Source organism: Pseudomonas sp. NPDC089569 (genome assembly GCF_050280625.1).
In the GTDB taxonomy this organism is placed as follows: Bacteria; Pseudomonadota; Gammaproteobacteria; order Pseudomonadales; family Pseudomonadaceae; genus Aquipseudomonas.
This window is the reverse complement of the sequence record NZ_JBNNVQ010000069.1, coordinates 1-15,426: the sequence shown is the minus strand read 5'-3', so window position 1 is coordinate 15,426 and position 15,426 is coordinate 1. Positions and strand designations below refer to the sequence as shown.

14 protein-coding genes are annotated in these 15,426 nt (G+C 62.1%); 7 read left to right on the top strand and 7 right to left on the bottom strand.

What is annotated here, in order from left to right:
* Positions 1-4: 4 nt before the first annotated feature.
* The 7 genes from ACQKP2_RS22375 to ACQKP2_RS22345 form a co-directional block, all read right to left on the bottom strand.
* Positions 5-1,015, bottom strand: a complete 1,011-nt coding sequence (locus ACQKP2_RS22375) for a chemotaxis response regulator protein-glutamate methylesterase (protein ID WP_427579521.1) — start codon at positions 1,013-1,015, stop codon at positions 5-7.
* The gene (locus ACQKP2_RS22370) at positions 1,012-3,315 is read right to left on the bottom strand and encodes a hybrid sensor histidine kinase/response regulator (protein WP_427579519.1); all 2,304 of its coding nucleotides are present in this window, start codon (positions 3,313-3,315) and stop codon (positions 1,012-1,014) included. Before ACQKP2_RS22370 ends, ACQKP2_RS22375 begins: the two co-directional genes overlap by 4 nt.
* Positions 3,312-3,995: a chemotaxis protein CheW gene (locus tag ACQKP2_RS22365; RefSeq protein WP_427579517.1), complete on the bottom strand. Its 684-nt coding sequence runs from the start codon at positions 3,993-3,995 to the stop codon at positions 3,312-3,314. Before ACQKP2_RS22365 ends, ACQKP2_RS22370 begins: the two co-directional genes overlap by 4 nt.
* Positions 3,992-5,275, bottom strand: coding sequence for a CheR family methyltransferase (locus ACQKP2_RS22360; RefSeq protein ID WP_427579515.1), 1,284 nt, complete (start codon positions 5,273-5,275; stop codon positions 3,992-3,994). The genes ACQKP2_RS22365 and ACQKP2_RS22360 overlap by 4 nt, the downstream gene beginning before the upstream one ends.
* Positions 5,272-5,808, bottom strand: coding sequence for a chemotaxis protein CheW (locus tag ACQKP2_RS22355; RefSeq protein WP_427579513.1), 537 nt, complete (start codon positions 5,806-5,808; stop codon positions 5,272-5,274). The genes ACQKP2_RS22360 and ACQKP2_RS22355 overlap by 4 nt, the downstream gene beginning before the upstream one ends.
* A complete protein-coding gene (locus ACQKP2_RS22350) occupies positions 5,808-7,430 on the bottom strand; it encodes a methyl-accepting chemotaxis protein (protein ID WP_427579512.1) in 1,623 nt (540 codons plus the stop codon). The genes ACQKP2_RS22355 and ACQKP2_RS22350 overlap by 1 nt, the downstream gene beginning before the upstream one ends.
* 314 nt (positions 7,431-7,744) lie before the next feature.
* Positions 7,745-8,140 (bottom strand): hypothetical protein, encoded by a 396-nt coding sequence (locus ACQKP2_RS22345; RefSeq protein WP_427579511.1) that lies wholly within the window; start codon positions 8,138-8,140, stop codon positions 7,745-7,747.
* A 148-nt stretch (positions 8,141-8,288) separates the two neighbouring features.
* Here ACQKP2_RS22345 and ACQKP2_RS22340 point away from each other — a divergent pair, with 148 nt between their 5' ends.
* The 7 genes from ACQKP2_RS22340 to ACQKP2_RS22310 all read left to right on the top strand — a co-directional run.
* On the top strand, positions 8,289-9,203 hold the full coding sequence (locus ACQKP2_RS22340; RefSeq protein ID WP_427579509.1) for a LysR family transcriptional regulator: 915 nt from the start codon (positions 8,289-8,291) through the stop codon (positions 9,201-9,203).
* A 103-nt stretch (positions 9,204-9,306) separates the two neighbouring features.
* Entirely contained in the window at positions 9,307-10,794 is a 1,488-nt protein-coding gene (locus tag ACQKP2_RS22335) for a gamma-aminobutyraldehyde dehydrogenase (RefSeq protein WP_427579508.1), read from the top strand.
* 83 nt (positions 10,795-10,877) lie between these two features.
* Positions 10,878-12,029: a putative ABC transporter substrate-binding protein YdcS gene (gene ydcS, locus ACQKP2_RS22330; RefSeq protein WP_427579507.1), complete on the top strand. Its 1,152-nt coding sequence runs from the start codon at positions 10,878-10,880 to the stop codon at positions 12,027-12,029.
* Positions 12,030-12,244: 215 nt separating this feature from the next.
* A complete protein-coding gene (locus ACQKP2_RS22325; RefSeq protein WP_427579505.1) occupies positions 12,245-13,282 on the top strand; it encodes an ABC transporter ATP-binding protein in 1,038 nt (345 codons plus the stop codon).
* 1 nt (position 13,283) lies between these two features.
* Positions 13,284-14,231, top strand: a complete 948-nt coding sequence (locus ACQKP2_RS22320; protein ID WP_427579503.1) for an ABC transporter permease — start codon at positions 13,284-13,286, stop codon at positions 14,229-14,231.
* Positions 14,221-15,030, top strand: a complete 810-nt coding sequence (locus tag ACQKP2_RS22315) for an ABC transporter permease (protein ID WP_427579502.1) — start codon at positions 14,221-14,223, stop codon at positions 15,028-15,030. Before ACQKP2_RS22320 ends, ACQKP2_RS22315 begins: the two co-directional genes overlap by 11 nt.
* A 127-nt stretch (positions 15,031-15,157) precedes the next feature.
* On the top strand, positions 15,158-15,426 hold a 269-nt coding region (locus tag ACQKP2_RS22310; protein WP_427579501.1), incomplete at its 3' end, for an aldehyde dehydrogenase family protein.

Genomic DNA, 15,426 nt, shown 5'->3' with positions numbered 1-15,426 from the left:
GTAGTCATTTGGGGAAAATCTCCAGCAATCGTGGCGCTATCCTTTCCAGCGGGCATATTTCCACGGCGGCATCGATGGCCGCCGCCGCTTTCGGCATGCCGTACACCGCACTGCTGCCCTGGTCCTGTGCGATGGTCAGGTGGCCCTGTTGGCGCATGAGTTTAAGCCCTTGCGCGCCATCACGCCCCATGCCGGTGAGCAAAACACCGACCGCATCACCGTTCCAGTAATTGGCCACGCTCTCGAAAAACACATTGATCGAGGGTCGATAAATTTCGTTGACCGGTTCGGCGGTGTACGCCAGCGTCCCGTTTTTGAGCAATCGAATATGGTGATTGGTACCGGCCAGCAACACCGTGCCGCTCTGCGGCGTTTCGCCTTCCCTGGCCAGGCGTACGTTCAGGCCGCTGGTGTTGCCAAGCCATTCGGCCATGCCGGCGGCAAATACCTGATCGACATGCTGCACCAACACGATGGCCGGGGAAAAATCCCGTGGCAGCCCCTTGAGCAGGACTTCCAGTGCCGCCGGGCCACCTGCGGATGAACCAATGGCGATCAGGCCCTGGCGCGAGCCTGCACTGCGCAGCGGGCCGGGTGAGGCTTGCACGCGACCGCCCTTCTCGCCGATCAGCCAGGCGATGTTCATGATCTTGCGCAGCAATGGCGCCGCGGCTTCCTGGGCATTGCCGGCGCCAAGGGCCGGGGTATCGACCACATCCAGGGCGCCGTGCCCCATGGCCTCGAATACCCGATGCACGTTTTGCTGGCGATCCACGGTGACGATGACGATGGCGCAGGGTGTTTCGGCCATGATCCGCCGGGTCGCTTCCACCCCGTCCATGACCGGCATGATCAGGTCCATCAGTATCAGGTCCGGCGTTTGCTCGGCACATTTGTGCACCGCCTCCCTGCCATTGCCCGCCACCCAGATAACCTGGTGCGCCGGCTCGAAAGCCAGCGCCCGGCGCAAGGCCTCCACGGCCATGGGCATGTCGTTGACGATTGCGATTTTCACGCCCCTGCTCCTCCTATGAGCTCCACCACTGCATCGAGCAGGGCATCGTCATGAAAACTGGCTTTAGCCAGATAATAGTCGGCTCCGGCGTCCAGGCCACGGCGACGGTCCTCTTCACGATCCTTGTAGGACACCACCATCACCGGCAGCGATTGTAGCCGGTTGTCCCGACGCAACAGCGACACCAGTTCGATGCCATCCATGCGCGGCATGTCGATGTCGGTGATCAGCAGGTCGAAATCCTCCGAACGCAGGGCGTTCCAGCCATCCATGCCATCGACCGCCACCGCCACGTCGTAGCCGCGATTGAGCAACAGTTTGCGTTGCAGTTCGCGCACGGTGAGGGAGTCGTCAACCACCAGAATCCGCTTGCGGGCTGCTTCGACGGCCTGACCGCCTTGCGGGGCGATGCGTTCCAGGCGCCCGGTATTGAGCAGTTTGTCCACCGAACGCAGCATGTCTTCGACGTCGACGATCAACACCACCGAACCGTCGTCCAGCAGGGCACCGGCGGAAATATCCTGGATTTTGCCCAGACGCTCGTCGAGTGGCAGCACCACCAGGGTCCGCTCACCGATGAAACGTTCGACCGCCACGCCGTAAATCGTATCGCGCTCGCGGATCACCACCACTTTCAGGGCTTGTTGGCTGTTCTGGCTCGCCGGACGCTGCAGCAACTGACTGGCAGCCACCAATCCGACATGCCGACCCTCGTGCCAGAAATGCTGGCGGCCTTCGATCTGCACAATGTCCGCCGATTCCAGGTCGCACATTCGCTCGATATGAGCCAACGGAAATGCATAGGCCTCGTCGCCGACTTCCACCACCAGACTGCGCACCACCGACAGGGTCAGCGGCACTTCGAGATGAAAGCGACTGCCTTCGCCCGAGACCTGCTCCAGCACCACGGCGCCGCGCAGCTGGCGGACCATGTGTTGCACCGCGTCCAGGCCGACGCCACGCCCGGAGACTTCGGTCACGGTGTCGCGCAGGCTGAAGCCCGGCAGGAACAGGAACGTCAGCAACTCCTCCTCGCTCAACTGCGCGGCGGTTTCGGCCGGGGACAACTGGCGCTCGACGATGCTGCGGCGAACCTTCTCCAGATCGATGCCATTGCCATCATCGCTAAGCTCCAGCACCAGCAGGCCGGCCTGGTGGGAGGCGCGCAAGCGAATCACCCCTTCCTGCGGCTTGCCGGCCAACAGCCGTTGCTCCGGGGTTTCAATACCGTGATCGACCGCATTGCGCAGCAGGTGAGTCAACGGCGCCTCGAGCTTTTCCAACACATCGCGATCGACCTGGGTTTTCTCCCCCTCGATCTCCAGTCGCACCTGTTTGCCGAGGCTGCGACCGAGGTCGCGAACCATGCGCACCTGACCGGTCAACACATCGGCGAACGGCCGCATGCGACAGGCCAGGGCAGTGTCGTAGAGCACCTGGGCGCGCTGGCCGGCCTGCCAGGCGAACTCATCCAGCTCGGCATTTTTGTCCACCAGCAGTTGCTGGGACTCGGCCAGCAGGCGACGGGCATTCTCAAGGGCTTCCCGGGCTTCGAGGCTCAACTCATGGTCCTGAAGATGGACATTGAGGCTTTCCAGTGCCCTCAGACTGTTGTTCTGCATGCGCTTGAGACGCTGCATGGCGGCCAGGTGCGGCTTGAGGCGCAGGGTTTCCACCAGGGACTTGCTCGACAGATCGAGCAGGCTGTTGAGGCGCTCGGCCGTCACCCGCAACACGCGCTCGCCACTTTCCGTGGTACGCCGGTTTTTCTTCGGTGCAGACGCCGGTAGTTCTGCAAGTGGCTCCGCAAGCGGTTCGGCGGCGGGCACTTCGGCTTCGTCTACAGGCACCTGGCGTTGCGGCGGCGCCAGCACCGGCGCGGGGGGTGGCGGGGGCGCCTGGGTGGCGGCCGTCGGGTCGAGCAGGCGACCCATCAAGGCGACATAGTCTTGAATGTCCGCCGGGGATGGCGCGTTGCCCGGCGTGGCGATGCGCACCAGCAGATCGGTCCCTTGCAGCAGCGCATCGATATGATCGGGGCGCAGGTACAGCCGCCCTTCCTGAGCACTGACCAGGCAATCTTCCATCACATGGGCAACGCTGACGCCGCTATCGACGCCGACGATCCGCGCCGCGCCCTTGAGCGAGTGCGCGGCACGCATGCACGATTCAAGTTGATCGGCCAGGGTCGGGTCACGTTCCAGCGCCAGCAGGCCCGCGCTCAATACCTGGGTCTGGGCCTCGGCCTCCAGGCTGAACAGTTCCAGCAACGAGGCGTCGCGCATTTGCTCGGGGGTCATGTCAGGCTCCGGGTCACGGCGGACAACAACTGTTCCTCATCCAGCCAGCGCAGACTGCGCCCCTTGAATTGCAACACACCACGGGTGTATCGGGCACCGGCCTGTGCACCGGAGCGCGACGCCGCCTCGAGAATGCGTTCGTCGATGGCATGAATACCGTCCACTTCATCGACCGGCACCACCACCGGGCCACCGTGGGCAGCGATGATCAACAGGCGCGGCATGACCCGCGCGCCGGGGACCACACGGCTGACGCCTTCCAGCCCCAGCAATTCGACTAACGACAGACACGCCACCAGCGCGCCGCGCACGTTCGCCACACCGAGCAGCGCCCGGGAACGCTGGTGCGGCAGCGAATGAATAGGTTGTTGCGGTGCCACCTCCACCAGGCTGCGCGTGGCCAGGGCCAGCCATTCTTCGCCGAGGCGGAACATCAGTAGCGAGCGGGTCTTGATCTCGCTCTCCACCGCACCGGACATTTGCACGCGATCTTCCTGTTGCAACGCGTATCGATCCAGCAGGCGTGTCGCGGCAGCCGAGTACACCGCGCAATTGCGGCAATGAATGTGTTCGGTCAGCAACAGGCAGGACTTGTCGCCATGGATGCCGATGCGGTTCCAGCAATCGTCGATGGCCTGGGCATCTTCCCGGGTGACGCTAAAGGTGTCGGAGGCGATCATCGTTTGCGCTCACTGTCGGCGGCGCGCTCGCTGCGGGCGGCGCGGTCCTGCAATCGTCTGGCCCCAACACTGTCGCCCTGGGACTGCAGCAAGGCGGCCAGGTGCATCAATGCTTCGGCATGTTGCGGTTCGAGGTACAACGCCTTGCGGTAAAAACCCTGGGCTTGCAGCACGTCGCCGGCTACATCGCTGAGCAACCCCAGCCAGTAGAACACCTGGGCCACCGGTTCATGGCTGCGCAGATAACGCTCGCACTCGGCACGGGCTTCGGCACATTTACCTTCATCGGCCAACGCGGCGATGCTCGCCAGCAGCAAGGCCGCATCGGAGCGGGTTGGTTTATCGGCAAGGGCAATGTGCGCGCCCGTGCTGAACGGCCGTCGGGGCGCCGGTGGCGACACAGGGCTGCGCAGCGCTTGCGGCACCGGCAAGGGCATGGGTTTGGGCGTGGCAACGAATGCCGGCAACGGTTCGGGTGGCGCCGTTTCCTGGCGGCTGAAGGCAAAGGACTGTGCGATACCAATCGAGCGCATGCCCGCACGCCCCAACAGGCTGCCCTCGGCCGGACCGATGAACAGCACGCCGTCGACATGGGTCAGGCGTTTGAGAACTTCGAACACCTGCTTTTGCGTCGGCTGATCGAAATAGATCAACAGGTTGCGGCAGAACACGAAGTCATAGGGCGGCTCGTCGGTGAGCAATAGTGGATCGAGCAGGTTGCCGACTTGCAGTCGCACTTGCTCCAGCACCCGGCTACTGAGGCGAAAGCCATCGTTTTCAGCTGTGAAATAGCGGTCGCGAAACGCGATGTCCTGCCCGCGAAACGAATTCTTGCCATACAGCGCACGCCGGGCCTTCTCCACCGAGAGCGGGCTGACGTCCATGCCGTCGACTTTGAACTGGTGCGGTTTCAGCCCGGCATCAAGCAGCGCCATGGCAATCGAATAGGGTTCTTCGCCGGTGGAGCACGGCAGGCTGAGAATGCGCAAGGCACGCAGATTATTGATGTCGGCCAGCCGTTTGCTCGCCAGTTTCGCCAGGGCGCAGAAGGATTCCGGGTAACGGAAAAACCAGGTCTCCGGCACGATGACCGCTTCGATCAGTGCCTGCTGCTCGTCGCTTGACCCTTGCAGGGTGCGCCAGTACTCATCGGACGTCTGCGCCTGCGACGCGGTGCTGCGTTGCCGCACCGCACGCTCGATGATCGCCGGTCCCACGGAAGTCACGTCGAGACCGATGCGCGCCCTGAGGAAATCGAAGAAACGCTGATCGCCGTTCATGGCAGCTCCTCAAGCAACGCAGGGTCCAGCGGCGGCGTCGGGAACAGCAGCGCGCGAACCCGCTCCTCCAGCAGATCGGCAACCCGCACCCATTGCAGCAAGCCCTGTTCATCCTCGCGCACGGGTCCAAGGTACGGCGCCTGGCGATTGTCCAGGCCATAGGGACGAAAGTCTGCGGGGTTGCAGCGCAACGTGTCGGTGGCCTGTTCCAGAATCAGCCCGAGCAATTGCATGGGCGCCTGTTCATTCGCCCGGTAGTGCACCAGCACCAGTCGTGTACTGGTGCGTATCTGCGCCGGCACACCGAAGGTCAGCGCGCTCATATCGATCACCGGCACCACCGAGCCGCGCCAGGCGAACACGCCCGACACCCACTGCGGCGCGTGGGCAATCGGTTTCAATGGCAGGCGCGGCAGCACTTCCGCCACCTCGACCGCCTGCAAGGCATAGCGCTCGCTGCCGATGCGGAACACCAGGAACAACGCGTGCGCCCCCTGCTTCACCGCAGTGCGCTTGGCCGTCAGCTCATTCATCAGACTTTGAATCGCGAAACGCCGCTGCGCAGGCCCACGGCCACCTGGCTGAGTTCGTCGATGGCGAAGCTGGCCTGGCGCAGGGATTCGACGGTCTGGCTGCTGGCATCGCCCAATTGCACCAGCGCATGATTGATCTGCTCGGCACCGGTGGCCTGGGCCTGCATGCCCTCGTTGACCATCAACACCCGCGGCGCCAGCGCCTGCACTTGATGGATGATCTGTGACAACTGCTCGCCGACCTGCTGCACCTCGGACATGCCTCGGCGCACTTCCTCGGAGAACTTGTCCATGCCCATCACACCGGCCGACACCGCGGACTGGATCTCGCGGACCATCTGCTCGATGTCATAGGTGGCGACCGCAGTCTGATCCGCCAGGCGCCGCACTTCGGTGGCGACCACGGCAAAACCGCGTCCGTATTCGCCGGCCTTCTCGGCTTCGATGGCTGCGTTGAGCGACAGCAGGTTGGTCTGGTCGGCTACTTTGACGATGGTCACTACCACCTGGTTGATGTTGCCGGCCTTCTCGTTGAGGATGGCCAGCTTGGCGTTGACCAGATCGGCCGCGCCCATCACCGAGTGCATGGTTTCTTCCATGCGGGCCAGGCCTTGCTGCCCGGAACCGGCGGCCACGGACGCCTGATCGGCCGCCGTGGACACTTCATTCATGGTGCGCACCAGGTCACGGGAAGTGGCGGCGATCTCGCGGGAGGTCGCACCGATCTCGGTGGTGGTGGCGGCGGTTTCGGTGGCGGTGGCCTGTTGCTGCTTGGAGGTGGCGGCAATCTCGGTCACCGAGGTGGTGACCTGCACCGACGAGCGCTGGGCCTGGGATACCAGGGAGGTCAGCTCGGTCATCATGTCGTTGAAGCCGGTTTGCACCGCGCCGAACTCATCCTTGCGCTCCAGGTTCAAACGGCTGCTGAGGTCACCAGTGCGCATGATTTCAAGGATATCCACGATACGATTCATCGGCGACATGATCGCGCGCATCAGCAAAAGACCACACAGACCGGCGGCCACCACCGCTACCAGCAACGAGAGGAACATGCTGATTTTCGCGCCCGCCACGGCGTCGTCGATGTTGGCTATCGCCTCGTCGGCGACCTTCTTGTTTTCACCGATGATGTCGTTGAGTTTCATGCGGCCTGTGACCCATGCCGGGGTCAATTGCTCATGGAACAGCTTGACTGCCTCTTCCGGCAGATTGCGCTTGTGCAGATCCAGAACCGCGTCCTGAATCTTCATGTAGATTTCGTGATCCTTTTCGAAGGCAGCGAACTCGATCTTGTCTTCGTCGGTGGTCACCGTGCTGCGGTAGTTGGCCATCTGCTGCTGAAGGCGCGCTTCGAAGGACTTGTAGTCCGCCGCATCCTCGGCACTGATGCCCTGGCCTTCCTTGAGCCCCAAAATCTCCTGGGTCTGCAGGTAACTGTCGACCCAAGCGCCACGGACCATCGAACTGTAATAGACACCGGGAAGGGCATCGTCACGGACGCTGTTTTCGCTGGCTTCAATCTTCAGCAACCGCGAATACGAGACGACCACCATCAGCAACATGATGGCGATAATCACCGCAAAGCTCGCCAAAATGCGTTGGCGCAACGTCCAGTTCTTCACAGTGAGTCCTCGTGACTTGATCGAAATGCGGGGGAGTATAGCCGAGGGCGGTGTCTCATTTATAAGACGCTTGCGCACCCTTTCTCATCCTGAGCAAAAAAAGCGGAAGCCGCTCTGGACAGGGACTGTCCGCTAGCTCGCGGGCGATGTGCCAGTGGTGATTTGGCATAAAGGGGCCGTGCAATGGTCATCCAGAAGCGACACGCCCCCCCTCTGTAGGAGCGAGCACGCTCGCGATGGACGTCAACGATGACGCTGGCAGCCTGACACCCCGCGGTGTTTTGTCGTCCATCGCGAGCGTGCTCGCTCCTACATCAGGGGTAGGTCAGGGTTATCCGATGCGTTCCCGAACTGACCGGCTCGTTTGCCGCATTCAGTAACACGTACTGACGAGTGAAATTCCCCTGCCCCGCATTGCTTTCGACCAGCAATTTGACCTCAGGGCCTGAGGGGTCGAGCGAATCGACAGTGGCCACCGGCGCCATGCGTTGCGCACTGATGTGATGTCCACGCGGACAGTCATGTACCGCAAAACCTTGCCCAGTGTCGGAGACCCTGCACGGCCCCTGCACGATAGCGCCCTGAAAATGGACAACACCCCGCTCCACCGGCGCAGATGCAAAACAACTTGTGCCAAGCCCCAGCGACAGCGCCAATCCGAATGACATCTTCCTGACATTCATTTCGATATCTCCGACGTTAAGGTTCATGCCTTATCGAGAGTAATCGGCGGGGAAATCGGTATTTGTAGGGTTTTTGTGAGGAATTCAAATTGCCATCATCCTTGCGACTACCGTTCAGAAAAAAAGATATACACTCGAACAAATCTATAAAAACTGCCCACCGGGTATGCCCTCCATGATGACCTTGCGTCAGATCCGTCACTTCATCGCCGTGGCCGAGACCGGCTCGATCTCCGCCGCAGCGCAAACCGCCTTCATTTCCCAGTCCACATTGACCCTGGCGATCCAGCAGCTGGAAGAGGAAATCGGCGTCAGCCTGTTCAACCGCCACGCCAAGGGCATGACCCTGACCCATCAGGGCCATCAGTTCCTGCGCCAGGCGCACCTGATACTGGCCACGGTCGATAACGCCAAGCGCAGCCTGCAGCAGAGTACCGACCAGGTGGCCGGGCAGTTGATCGTCGGGGTGACCAGCCTGGTGGCCGGCTACTATCTGGCGGATTTGCTCACCCGTTTCCAGCGCGCCTACCCCAACGTGGAAATCCGCGTGATGGAGGATGAACGCCCTTATATCGAGCATTTGCTGGTCAGTGGCGAGATCGATGTCGGTGTACTGATCCTTTCCAATCTCGAAGACCGCCACGCCTTGCAGACTGAAGTGTTGACCCATTCACCCCACCGCCTCTGGTTGCCGGCACAGCACCCCTTGCTGGAACACGACAGCATCAACCTCGCCGACGTGGCCCGCGAACCGCTGATTCAATTGAAAGTCGACGAAATGGACCGCAATGCCCAGCGCATCTGGACAGCGGCCTCCCTGCAACCACGCATCACGTTGCGCAGCGCCTCGACCGAAGCGGTACGAAGCCTGGTGGCCGCCGGGCTGGGTGTCTCGATCCAGCCCGACATGACCTACCGCCCCTGGTCGCTGGAGGGCGACATCATTGAAGCGCGACCGATCGCCGACCTGAGCCAGACCCTCGACGTCGGCCTGGCGTGGCGGCGCGGCACTGCGCGTCCGGCGCTGGTGGACCCGTTCCTGACGGTCGCCCGTGAGCAGCCGCATGGCGGACGCAAGCCATCTATTTAATCGAACGCAACCTTCAGTATTTAGTATTTGTCGACCTCGGGCCTGCGCACTAGTCTTGCTGCATCTATATAAGACGGCCGGCCCCCAGTCACAGGGGAACAGCATGGCTATACAAGAAAAGAGATCCCGAAAAATGGCTGGCGCGCAGACTCCGTTGTTCACCGCCTTGTTGATCGATGGTGAATTGGTCGCCGGCCAGGGCTTTGTCGAGCCGATCATCAACCCTGCCACCGGTGAAGTGCTGACTCAGATCGCCGAGGCCAGTACCGATCAGGTCGAAGCCGCCACCCTCGCCGCCCATCGCGCTTTCGCCGGCTGGTCGCGCACCACACCGCAGCAACGCTCGAACATGCTGTTGGACATTGCCAACGCTATCGAAAAAAACGCCGACCTGCTGGCCCGCCTCGAAGCCCTCAATTGCGGCAAGCCGTTGCACCTGGCCCGCCAGGATGACCTGAACGCCACGGTCGACGTGTTCCGTTTCTTCGCCGGTGCCGTGCGTTGCCAGACCGGCCAGCTCAGTGGCGAATACCTGCCCGGCTACACCAGCATGGTGCGCCGCGATCCGATTGGCGTGGTGGCATCGATTGCGCCCTGGAACTACCCGATCATGATGGCCGCGTGGAAAATCGCCCCGGCCCTGGCCGCCGGCAACACCCTGGTGTTCAAGCCGTCGGAGCACACGCCGCTGTCGATCCTGGCCCTGGCCCCCGCGCTGGCCGAAATTCTGCCACGCGGTGTGATCAATATTGTCTGCGGTGGCGGTGAAGGGGTCGGCAGCCATCTGGTCAGCCATCCCAAGGTGCGCATGGTGTCGCTGACCGGCGATATCGTCACCGGACAGAAAATCCTCCAGGCGGCGGCCAGGACCCTCAAGCGCACCCACCTTGAACTCGGCGGCAAAGCCCCGGTGATCGTCTGCAACGATGCCGACCTCCAGGCCGTTGTCGAGGGCGTGCGCACTTATGGTTACTACAACGCCGGCCAGGACTGCACGGCGGCGTGCCGGATCTATGCACAGGCCGGGATTCACGACCGCCTGGTGGCCGAACTTGGCGCGGCCGTCAGCAGTCTGCGCTTCGCCGGCAAGCGTGATGCCGACAATGAAATCGGCCCACTGATCAGCACCCGCCAGCGCGACCGCGTGGCCAGCTTCGTCGAACGCGCCCTCGGTCAGCCGCACATCGAACGAGTGACGGGTGCGGCGGTGCATTCCGGTGCAGGTTTTTATTACCAGCCGACGTTGTTGGCCGGTTGCAAGCAGAGCGATGAGATTGTCCAGCGCGAAGTGTTCGGACCGGTAGTGACCGTCACCCGTTTCGATGAGCTCGAACAGGCGGTGGACTGGGCCAACGATTCGGAATACGGCCTGGCTTCCTCGGTCTGGACCCAGAATCTCGACAAGGCGATGCAGGTCTCCGCGCGCTTGCAGTACGGCTGCACCTGGATCAACAGCCATTTCCTGCTGGCCAGCGAAATGCCCCATGGCGGCCTCAAGCGCTCGGGCTACGGTAAAGACCTGTCCAGCGATTCGCTTCAGGACTACAGCGTGGTGCGGCACATCATGGCGCGCCACGGGCAGCATCTCTGACTACGCTAATAACAAGCCATTAACGGCATGCTTCACCACGTTCACATCTGCCCCGACCATAATTTAAAGAAGAGGGAAATCCCATGTTCGTGTACAAGACCGCACTGCTCAGTGCAATCACAACCGCGCTGCTGGCCAGCGCCGGTGTCCAGGCCGCCGAGCCAATCAAAGCTGTCGGCGCCGGCGAAGGCCAACTGGATATCGTGGCGTGGCCCGGCTACATCGAACGTGGCGAAAGCGACAAGGCTTACGACTGGGTGACCGGTTTCGAGAAGGAAACCGGCTGCAAAGTGAACGTGAAAACCGCCGCCACCTCCGATGAGATGGTCAGCCTGATGGCCAAGGGTGGTTACGACCTGGTCACGGCCTCGGGCGACGCGTCCCTGCGCCTGATCGTCGGCAAGCGCGTGCAGCCGATCAACACCGCGCTGATCCCGAACTGGAAGAACCTCGACCCGCGCCTGAAGGATGCCCCTTGGTACGTGGTCAACAAGCAGACCTACGGCACCCCGTACCAGTGGGGTCCGAACGTATTGATGTACAACACCAACGTATTCAAGTCCGCGCCCACCACCTGGGGCGTGCTGTTCAATGCTGAAAACCTGCCCGACGGCAAGCCGAACAAGGGTCGCGTGCAGGCCTATGACGGTCCGATCTACATCGCCGACGCAGCGCTGTACCTGAAAACCGCCAAGCCTGAACTGGGTATCCAGAACCCCTACGAACTGACCGAGGCCCAGTACAAGGCGGTGCTCGATCTGTTGCGCGCCCAGCAGCCGCTGATCCACCGCTACTGGCACGACACCACCGTGCAAATGAGCGACTTCAAGAACGAAGGCGTGGTCGCCTCCGGCGCCTGGCCGTATCAAGTCAACGGCCTGGTGAACGACAAGCAGCCGATTGCCTCGACCATCCCGAAAGAAGGCGCCACCGGGTGGGCCGACACCACCATGATGCACACCGATGCCAAGCACCCCAACTGCGCCTACAAGTGGATGGACTGGTCGCTGCAACCGAAAGTCCAGGGTGACGTAGCGGCATGGTTCGGTTCATTGCCAGCGGTGCCGGCGGCGTGCAAGGAGAGTGAACTGCTGGGTGCCGAAGGCTGCAAGACCAACGGTTTCGATCAATTCGACAAGATCGCTTTCTGGAAAACCCCGCAGGCCGAGGGCGGCAAGTTCGTGCCGTACAGCCGCTGGACCCAGGATTACATCGCGATCATGGGCGGTCGGTAAGCCGTCCTCCCCTGTGGGAGCGAGCCTGCTCGCGATGTGGGCATCACAGTCGGCATCACTGCTGACTGACACACCGCAATCGCGAGCAGGCTCGCTCCCACATTTGATCACCGCCGTTGCCGCCACGCGCTCGGCCAGTGAATGACAGATATTCGTTTTTCAGAAGTCCAGGCAGGGCCGCTGCGACGGCCCTCGCCTTTTTGGAGCACCGCACCATGACGCTTGCAGTCCAGTTCACCAACGTTTCCCGTCAGTTCGGCGAAGTGAAGGCCGTTGACCGGGTTTCCATCGACATCCAGGACGGCGAGTTTTTCTCCATGCTGGGGCCTTCGGGTTCGGGCAAAACCACCTGTCTGCGCCTGATCGCCGGTTTCGAGCAACCCAGCGCAGGCTCCATCCGCATTCATGGCGAAGAAGCCGCCGGGCTGCCGCCGTATCAACGCGATGTGAACACCGTATTCCAGGATTACGCGTTGTTCCCGCACATGAACGTTCGCGACAACGTCGCCTATGGCCTGAAAGTCAAAGGCGTCGGCAAGGCCGAACGCCAGAAGCGCGCCGAAGAAGCGCTGGAAATGGTCGCCCTTGGCGGCTACGGCGAGCGCAAGCCGGTGCAGCTTTCCGGCGGTCAACGCCAGCGTGTGGCCCTGGCCCGCGCTCTGGTCAACCGCCCGCGGGTGCTGCTGCTCGATGAGCCGCTCGGCGCGCTGGACCTGAAGTTGCGCGAGCAAATGCAAAGCGAATTGAAGAAGCTGCAACGCCAGCTCGGCATCACCTTCATTTTCGTCACTCACGACCAGACCGAAGCGTTGTCGATGTCCGACCGCGTGGCCGTGTTCAACAAGGGCCGTATCGAACAGGTCGACTCGCCGCGCAATCTGTACATGAAACCTTCGACGACCTTCGTCGCCGAATTCGTCGGCACCTCCAACGTGATTCGCGGCGATCTGGCCAAACAGTTGAGTGGCAACCCGCAACCGTTTTCGATCCGTCCGGAGCACGTGCGTTTCGCCGAAGGCCCGTTGGCCAGCCACGAAATCGAAGTCAGCGGATTGCTGCACGACATCCAGTATCAGGGCAGCGCCACACGCTATGAGCTGAAGCTGGAAAACGGTCAGACGCTGAGCGTCAGCCAGGCCAACAATCAGTGGCTGGACCTCAGCGCCCAGCACCAGACCGGACAACGCATCACCGCCCGCTGGGCCCGCGAAGCCATGATCCCGTTGCACGACACCGTTGTGGGTGGGGTGTGACATGAACACCATGGCCATTTCCAAAACCCCGGCCGGCGGTTCAACGCTGCGCAGGTTTTCCAACCTGCTGTATCGCCGGCCAAACCTGTATCTGTCGATGCTGCTGGTGCCGCCGCTGCTGTGGTTCGGCGCCATCTATCTGGGTTCGCTGCTGACGCTGTTGTGGCAAGGGTTCTACACCTTCGACGACTTCACCATGGCGGTCACGCCAGAGCTGACCCTGGCGAACTTCGCCGCGCTGTTCCAGCCGTCGAACTTCGACATCATCCTGCGCACCCTGAGCATGGCGGTCGTGGTCTCGATTGCCAGTGCCATTGTCGCGTTCCCGATTGCCTACTACATGGCGCGCTACACCACCGGCAAGACCAAGGCGTTCTTCTACATCGCGGTGATGATGCCGATGTGGGCCAGCTACATCGTCAAGGCGTATGCCTGGACCTTGCTGCTGGCCAAGGGCGGCGTCGCGCAGTGGTTCGTGCAACACCTGGGGCTGGAGTCGCTGTTGCAGCTCGTACTGGGTATTCCGGGCGTCGGCGGCAGCACCTTGTCGACTTCGCACCTGGGGCGCTTCATGGTGTTCGTCTACATCTGGCTGCCCTTCATGATCCTGCCGATCCAGGCTTCGCTGGAACGCCTGCCGCCTTCGTTGTTGCAAGCTTCGGCCGACCTGGGCGCCAAGCCGAGCCAGACCTTCATGCAGGTGATCCTGCCGCTGTCGGTGCCGGGCATCGCCGCCGGTTCCATCTTCACCTTCTCGCTGACCCTGGGCGATTTCATCGTGCCGCAACTGGTGGGCCCGCCGGGCTACTTCGTGGGCAGCATGGTGTATGCCCAGCAAGGCGCGATCGGCAACATGCCGATGGCCGCCGCGTTCACCCTGGTGCCGATCGTGCTGATCGCCGTTTACCTGTCCATCGTCAAACGTCTGGGGGCCTTCGATGCACTCTGAGAAAGCCTCTATAGGCCTGAAAATAGCCGCCTGGGGCGGGCTGGTGTTCCTGCACTTCCCGATCCTGATCATCTTCATGTACGCCTTCAACACCGAAGACGCGGCGTTCAGCTTTCCACCCAAGGGTTTCACCCTGAAGTGGTTCAGCGTGGCGTTCTCGCGGCCTGACGTGCTGGACGCGATCAAGCTGTCGCTGCAAATCGCCTCGATCGCCACGCTGATTGCACTGGTGCTCGGCACGCTGGCATCGGCGGCCTTGTATCGCCGGGACTTCTTCGGCAAGCAAGGCATATCGCTGATGCTGATCCTGCCGATTGCCCTGCCGGGGATCATCACCGGGATCGCGCTGCTGGCGACCTTCAAGACTCTGGGCATCGAGCCTGGAATGTTCACCATCGTCGTCGGTCACGCGACTTTCTGCGTGGTGATCGTCTACAACAACGTCATCGCCCGCTTGCGCCGGACTTCCCACAGCCTGATCGAAGCGTCGATGGACCTGGGCGCCGACGGTTGGCAGACCTTCCGCTACATCATCCTGCCCAACCTCGGCTCGGCATTGCTGGCCGGCGGCATGCTCGCGTTCGCACTGTCGTTCGATGAAATCATCGTCACCACCTTCACCGCCGGTCACGAACGCACCCTGCCGCTGTGGCTGCTCAACCAGCTCAGCCGCCCACGGGATGTGCCGGTGACCAACGTCGTCGCGATGCTGGTGATGATGGTGACCATGCTGCCGATTCTCGGCGCCTATTACCTGACCCGTGGCGGTGAAAGCGTTGCGGGCAGTGGTGGTAAATAAATCCGCAACCGATGAATCCCCCTGTGGGAGCGAGCCTGCTCGCGATGCTTCTGGCGTTCTCAAGGACGCCATCGCGAGCAGGCTCGCTCCCACAAAAAAACAAGAACACTTGTAAGAGGACAGAACGATGCAAACCCAACTCCTGATCAACGGCCAGTTGCTCGACGGCGAAGGCCCTGCCCAACCGGTGTTCAACCCGGCGCTGGGCCGTGTGCTGGTGGAGATCAACGAAGCCAGCCCGGCCCAGGTCGATGCCGCCGTGCGCGCCGCCGATGTCGCGTTCGACAGCTGGTCGCAGACGCCGCCCAAGGAGCGCTCGCTGCTGTTGCTCAAACTGGCCGACGCCATTGAAGCCCACGGCCAAGAGCTGGCCAAGCTGGAATCGGACAACTGCGG

Bases quoted from the DNA above. Each gene is read 5' to 3' on its own strand.
- ACQKP2_RS22335 (WP_427579508.1), top strand. From the start codon at position 9,307: ATGGCTATACAAGAAAAGAGATCCCGAAAAATGGCTGGCGCGCAGACT.
- ACQKP2_RS22355 (WP_427579513.1), bottom strand. From the start codon at position 5,808: ATGAATGAGCTGACGGCCAAGCGCACTGCGGTGAAGCAGGGGGCGCAC.
- ACQKP2_RS22325 (WP_427579505.1), top strand. From the start codon at position 12,245: ATGACGCTTGCAGTCCAGTTCACCAACGTTTCCCGTCAGTTCGGCGAA.
- ACQKP2_RS22365 (WP_427579517.1), bottom strand. From the start codon at position 3,995: ATGATCGCCTCCGACACCTTTAGCGTCACCCGGGAAGATGCCCAGGCC.
- ACQKP2_RS22370 (WP_427579519.1), bottom strand. From the start codon at position 3,315: ATGACCCCCGAGCAAATGCGCGACGCCTCGTTGCTGGAACTGTTCAGC.
- ACQKP2_RS22360 (WP_427579515.1), bottom strand. From the start codon at position 5,275: ATGAACGGCGATCAGCGTTTCTTCGATTTCCTCAGGGCGCGCATCGGT.
- ACQKP2_RS22345 (WP_427579511.1), bottom strand. From the start codon at position 8,140: ATGAACCTTAACGTCGGAGATATCGAAATGAATGTCAGGAAGATGTCA.
- ydcS (WP_427579507.1), top strand. From the start codon at position 10,878: ATGTTCGTGTACAAGACCGCACTGCTCAGTGCAATCACAACCGCGCTG.
- ACQKP2_RS22315 (WP_427579502.1), top strand. From the start codon at position 14,221: ATGCACTCTGAGAAAGCCTCTATAGGCCTGAAAATAGCCGCCTGGGGC.
- ACQKP2_RS22320 (WP_427579503.1), top strand. From the start codon at position 13,284: ATGAACACCATGGCCATTTCCAAAACCCCGGCCGGCGGTTCAACGCTG.
- ACQKP2_RS22340 (WP_427579509.1), top strand. From the start codon at position 8,289: ATGATGACCTTGCGTCAGATCCGTCACTTCATCGCCGTGGCCGAGACC.